The sequence below is a fragment of the Nostocoides japonicum T1-X7 genome (assembly GCF_001046855.1).
Taxonomy (GTDB): Bacteria; Actinomycetota; Actinomycetes; order Actinomycetales; family Dermatophilaceae; genus Nostocoides; species Nostocoides japonicum.
In genome coordinates, this window is sequence record NZ_HF570958.1 from 3,984,542 (window position 1) to 3,989,756 (window position 5,215).

At 74.1% G+C, this 5,215-nt stretch carries 6 protein-coding genes and 1 pseudogene; 4 read left to right on the top strand and 3 right to left on the bottom strand.

The features are described from left to right. Nucleotides 1-138 precede the first annotated feature (138 nt). Genes BN12_RS18075 through BN12_RS18090 form a run of 4 tightly spaced genes read left to right on the top strand, consistent with a single transcriptional unit; the run spans nt 139 to nt 3,242 of the window. Nucleotides 139-756: a response regulator transcription factor gene (locus BN12_RS18075; RefSeq protein WP_235432460.1), complete on the top strand. Its 618-nt coding sequence runs from the start codon at nt 139-141 to the stop codon at nt 754-756. Between the two features lie 50 nt (nt 757-806). Then, entirely contained in the window at nt 807-1,598 is a 792-nt protein-coding gene (gene map, locus BN12_RS18080; protein WP_048554653.1) for a type I methionyl aminopeptidase, read from the top strand. Between the two features lie 10 nt (nt 1,599-1,608). Next, the gene (locus BN12_RS18085; RefSeq protein ID WP_048554655.1) at nt 1,609-2,193 is read left to right on the top strand and encodes a dienelactone hydrolase family protein; all 585 of its coding nucleotides are present in this window, start codon (nt 1,609-1,611) and stop codon (nt 2,191-2,193) included. A gap of 53 nt (nt 2,194-2,246) precedes the next feature. After that, nucleotides 2,247-3,242, top strand: a complete 996-nt coding sequence (locus BN12_RS18090) for a GyrI-like domain-containing protein (protein WP_048554658.1) — start codon at nt 2,247-2,249, stop codon at nt 3,240-3,242. 10 nt (nt 3,243-3,252) lie between these two features. On the opposite strand, the gene BN12_RS24685 is transcribed toward BN12_RS18090, so the two are convergent. From BN12_RS24685 to BN12_RS18100, 3 genes and pseudogenes are all read right to left on the bottom strand, one after another. Continuing rightward, nucleotides 3,253-3,501, bottom strand: a complete 249-nt coding sequence (locus BN12_RS24685) for a glutamate--cysteine ligase family protein (RefSeq protein WP_048554660.1) — start codon at nt 3,499-3,501, stop codon at nt 3,253-3,255. Between the two features lie 92 nt (nt 3,502-3,593). After that, nucleotides 3,594-4,331: pseudogene (locus tag BN12_RS26740) on the bottom strand (carboxylate-amine ligase); the annotation flags it as partial. A 24-nt stretch (nt 4,332-4,355) separates the two neighbouring features. Further along, the gene (locus BN12_RS18100; RefSeq protein WP_048554662.1) at nt 4,356-5,003 is read right to left on the bottom strand and encodes a TetR/AcrR family transcriptional regulator; all 648 of its coding nucleotides are present in this window, start codon (nt 5,001-5,003) and stop codon (nt 4,356-4,358) included. Nucleotides 5,004-5,215 lie beyond the last annotated feature (212 nt).

The window sequence follows — 5,215 nt, forward strand, 5'->3', positions numbered from 1 at the left end:
GCGCGACGGCGGCCGCTTCCGGGTCACCGCCCGGCTGCCCCAGGAGGGCGTCCAGCCGGCCGGCGCCCCGGCCGCCGAGGAGCGCCCCCGGACGAGGCCCGCTCCGTCCGGGACCTCCGCTCTCGAGGCCGGGGCCCGATGATGGCCGAGGACCTGCGGATCCTCATCGCCGAGGACATCGACCTCGTCGCCGAGGCGTTCGCGGCGCTCCTGCAGACCGAGCCCGGCTTCGACATCGTCGCGCAGGTGCGTCGTGGCGACCACGTCCTCGACGCGGCGCTGGAGACCCGCCCCGACGTCGCGCTCCTCGACGTCGACATGCCCGGCGCGACCGGCATCGAGGCGACGGCAGCCCTCCAGGAGCATCTGCCGGACTGCAAGGTCCTGCTCCTCACCTCGCTGCCGGGGAGCGGGCACATCCCCAAGGCCCTCGCCGCCGGCGCGTCCGGATACGTCGTCAAGTCGATGACGGCCGACCAGCTGATCGACTCGATCCGGTCGGTGGCGAGCGGCCGCACCGTCATCGACCCGCAGCTCGCCGCGGACGCGCTGCGGACCGGGCCCAACCCGCTGACCGACCGTGAGGTCGAGCTGCTCCGTCTCGTCGGCGAGGACCTGGACACCGAGGCGATCGCGCAGCGGCTCTTCCTCACGAAGGGGACCGTCCGCAACTACCTGTCGACGATCATGATGAAGCTCGACGTGACGACGCGGGCCAAGGCCGTCGCCCGCGCGAAGGAGCAGGGCTGGATCTAGCGGGTCGGCCCGGTATCCGAGAGCCGGCCGGTCCGCATACGGTGGGCCTCGTGATCGAGATCCTCACGCCGGCGGAGGCCCAGGCCGCGCGCCCGGCCGGCCGGTTCGTCGCCCACGCGCTGAGCACCCTCCTCGAGCGGGTCCGTCCCGGCACGAACCTGCTGGAGATCGACGCGTGGACCGCGGCCCTCATCGCCGAGCGGGGCGGGACCTCGTGCTACGTCGACTACGCGCCGCCGTTCGGCCGCGGCCCGTTCGGCCGGACGATCTGCACCTCGGTCAACGACGCGGTCCTCCACGGGCTGCCCCACGACTACACGCTCCGCGACGGCGACCTGCTGAGCCTCGACCTCGCGGTGACCGTGGACGGCTGGGTGGCCGACTCCGCCGTCAGCGTCGTCGTCGGCACCTCCTCGCGCGACGGCGACCAGCGGATGATCGACACGACGCAGGCCGCTCTCGCCGCCGGGATCGCCGCGGCCCGGGCCTCGGCGCACGTCGGCGACATCTCGGCGGCCGTCGGCGAGGTCCTCACCGGTGCGGGGTACCCCGTCAACACCCAGTTCGGAGGTCACGGCGTCGGCCGGACCATGCACCAGGATCCGCACGTGCCCAACAGCGGGCGGCGGGGCAGGGGCGTCCGGCTCCGGCCGGGCATGCTCCTCGCGATCGAGCCGTGGGTCATGGAGGACACCGACCGGCTCGTCGTCGACCCCGACGGCTGGACGCTCCGCAGCGCGACCGGCTCGCGGACGGCCCACAGCGAGCACACCATCCTCATCACCGACGGCGACCCCGTCGTCCTCACCGCCCGGGACACCGGTGTCGGGAGTCCGACCTAGGCTCGAAGGCATGGCAGACGTCGTCCTCTTCCACCACATCCAAGGACTCACCCCGGGAGTCGTCGCGCTCGCCGATGCGCTGCGGGCGGCGGGACACACGATCCACGCGCCCGACCTCTACGGTGGCCGCACCTTCGGGTCGATCGAGGAGGGGGCCGCCTTCTGCCGGGCGGACGACGCGCCCGACCTCGACGCGCTCGCCGATGCCGCGGTCGCGGAGCTTCCGGAGGCGCTCGTCTACGCGGGCATCTCCTCAGGGGTCATGCAGGCCCAGCGTCTGGCCCAGACCCGGCCCGGGGCGAGAGGCGCTCTGCTCCTCGAGGCGTGCGTCCCGGTGACGGGCGAGTGGGCCTTCGGGGCCTGGCCGGCCGGGGTGCCGGTCCAGGTGCACGGGATGGACGGCGACGAGTTCTTCGCCGGGGAGGGCGACATCGACGCGGCCCGCGAGCTCGTGTCGCTCGTGCCGGACGCCGAGCTGTTCACCTATCCCGGCGACCGCCACCTCTTCGAGGACAGCTCGCTGCCCCAGTTCGACCCCGAGGCGACCACCCTCCTCACGACGCGGCTCGTCGCCTTCCTCGACGGCGTCGGCTGACCCGGGGCGGCCCGGGTCGGAGGACCACGGCCGCGCTGGCTACCATCGCCGGCATGTCTGCCGACGACGTCGATCTCAGCCTGCGCTCCGCCACCGACCTGTTGACCCTCCACTCCCGCGTCCTCACCGAGCTCGTCGAGCGCGGGGTGGTGTCCTCGCGCAGCTTCCCCGTCCCCGACTACGCGAAGCTGCTCGTCGCCGAGGCGCTCGGCGGACAGCTCACCCCGGCCCCCTCGACACCCGGCGACGTCGTCGTCGGCGACGGCGAGGCCGACGCCCGTCGCGTCCAGGTGCGCAGCCGCGTCCAGGCCGGCGGCGCCGCGGCACCCGCCTTCGCCGCCGTGAAGTCGTCGGCCGCCGACGCCTTCCTCTTCCTCGTCCTCGACGACGAGAGACTCGCCGTGCGCGAGGCCGTCGAGGTGCCCGTCGCCGAGCTGGCCGGCGCCCGGCCCACCCTCGAGGACGTCCGAGGGCTGCCCGGCGCCCTCGACGTCACCGACCTGCTCCTCGACGCCCAGCGACGCGTCGACGCCTACGGGCGCACCGTCTCCACCGTCGGCAAGCCGGTCCTGCCGACCCCGCGCAGCCCGTGGACGCAGCTGGAGCGGGTCGTCCTGCCGCCGGTCCCGACGGCCGTCGTCCGCCGGTCGGGCGTGACGATGGCGGGCATCCGCGAGGCCTTCGACGCCGGCTTCTCGCTCCTGGGCGCCAGCGGCGTCACGCCGTGCGGGCCGGCCTTCGCCGTCTACCGCGGCGACCCGGCCGGCGTCTTCGACGTCGAGATCGGCTTCCCTGTCACCGGATCGGTGGAGGACGGCGCAGGGGTGGAGGCGGCGTCGCTGCCGTCCGGTCCTGCCCTCGCCCTGTCGCACGTCGGCGGCTACGACGGTCTCGCAGGGGCCTGGGGTCGGCTCACCGCCGCGGTGGCCGACGGGGGTCGCTCGGTGGGCCGCGAGCTCATCGAGGTCTACGTCACGCAGCCCACGCCGGAGGCCGACCCGGCCACCCTGCGCACCGACCTGTTCGTCCTCCTCGCCGACGAGGGGTAGCCGCGCCGCCTCACGTCGGAGCCGTCGTCTCGCACACGCCGTCGACGACGCCCTCGAAGGACCCCGTCTCGGCGAACGCCCGGCGCTGGAGGTCCGCGCCGGTGCCGCGTCGGCGGATCCGCTCCAGGCCCGCGTCGACGAGCTCGCGGTCACCGGTCGCCTCGAGGGGCCCGGCGACGGAGGAGACGAGGTCCGCGAGGAGGTCCCACGCCGGCACGAGCCGCGCCCCGTCCCGCACGTCGAGCAGCTCTCCGGCCATGCCCCAGCGGGCGGCGCGCCAGGCCGCGGCGGTGAGCAGCTGCGGCTGGATCCCGGTGCACCGCAGGTGGACCCGCTCCTCGACGGGGCCGCCGTGACGAGCGCGCGGAGGAGGACGGCGACGGTCACGGCGTCGTCGGCATACGGCGTGACGTCGCAGACCCGCACCTCGACGGTCGGGTACCGGCGGGACAGGCGGGCGTCGAAGTAGATCATCCCGTCGTCGCTCGCCGCGCCACTCGTCACGAGGTCCGAGACGAGCCGTTCGTACTCGTCGGGTGACGCGACGGCGGGGACGCGCCCGGCGGTCGGCCACTGCCCCCACAGGACGGTCCGGAAGCTCTCGTATGCCGTGTCCTCCCCGCGCCAGTACGGCGAGTTCCCCGTGAGGGCGAGGAGCACCGGCAGCCAGGGTCGCAGGCCGTCGAGGGCGAGGACGCCGTCCTCCGGGGTGTCGACGGACACGTGGACGTGCATGCCGCAGGTCAGCTGGGCGGCGGCAATCCCACCGAAGGTGCCGAGCATCCGCACATAGCGCGAGTCCGGGGTGAGGTGCGGCTGCGCCGGTCGAGGGCTCGTCGCGAGGGCGGCCAGGCGGGTCCCGGACTCCGCGGCGGCACGGGCCAGCTCGCCGCGCCGGCGACGGAGGTCGTCGTGGAGGTCCGCCGCCGCGGCGTGCGGCTCGGTGGCGAGCTCGGCCTGCTCGCGCATGAGCTCGTGCTCGAACTGGCCGTCCGAGCCCGCCCCGGCCCGGGCGGCGACGGCGTCCCCGACGGGTCGGGGCGCGGCCCGGTCGGGGTGGATGACGAGGAACTCCTCCTCCACGCCCATCGTCCGCGTCACGGGACGGGCCGCTCAGTCGGCGACGAGCATCGGGAGCAGCTGCGCGGACTCGGCGCGCAGGCGCGGCGCGGCGCACTCGTCGCCGGCGATGTGGCGCATGAGGCACGTCTCGAACAGCCCGTCGAAGACGGCATACGCCATCGCCTGGGAGACCCGCAGCGGCCGTCCACGAAGGACGGCGTAGTGGTTGACGACGCGGGAGATCATCGCCTCGAGCTGCCGGTCGATGTCGACGACGGTCGGGCGCAGGCCCTCCTCGAACATCGCCTGCGTGCGCATGTCGTACCACAGCCGGTGCGTCGAGGTGTCGACGCGCATCGTCTCGGTGAGGGCTTCGGCGAACAGCTCGGCGAGGTCGTCGGCGGACGCGGCGCTCGCGAGGATCTCGTCGTAGCGCGTGACGCAGTGCTCCTTGGAGCGCCGCACGCAGTAGGTGATGAGCTCGTTCTTGTCGCGGAAGTAGTAGTGCAGGACGCCGTGGGAGAACTCGGTCTTGTGGGCGATCTCCCGCAGGCTCGTCCGGGCGTACCCGAGCTCGCCGAGCGTCTCGAGCGCGGCGTCGGCGAGCTCGCCGCGCCGGACCTCGAACCGGTCGACACGCGAGCGGTCGAACCGGTCGGGCCGGTCGACGGAAGGGGAGGGGGAGGCGAGCTGGGTCATGCGCGTCCTCTCGTGCCCCACCACGGGCCTGGAGGCTGTCGGTCGGAGAAAGGCTCCAGCATACCGAGCCTCGCTTGGACGAGTGTCAAGGAATGTCTTGACAGATGTCAAGGGCGGGCGGCATGGTGGGCGCACGCTGACCGGTCGCCTGAGCAGCCCCTCGCGGCCGGTCGGCGCCCCACCCGGGGCGCGACGGGCCGCCAGCGCCCCGG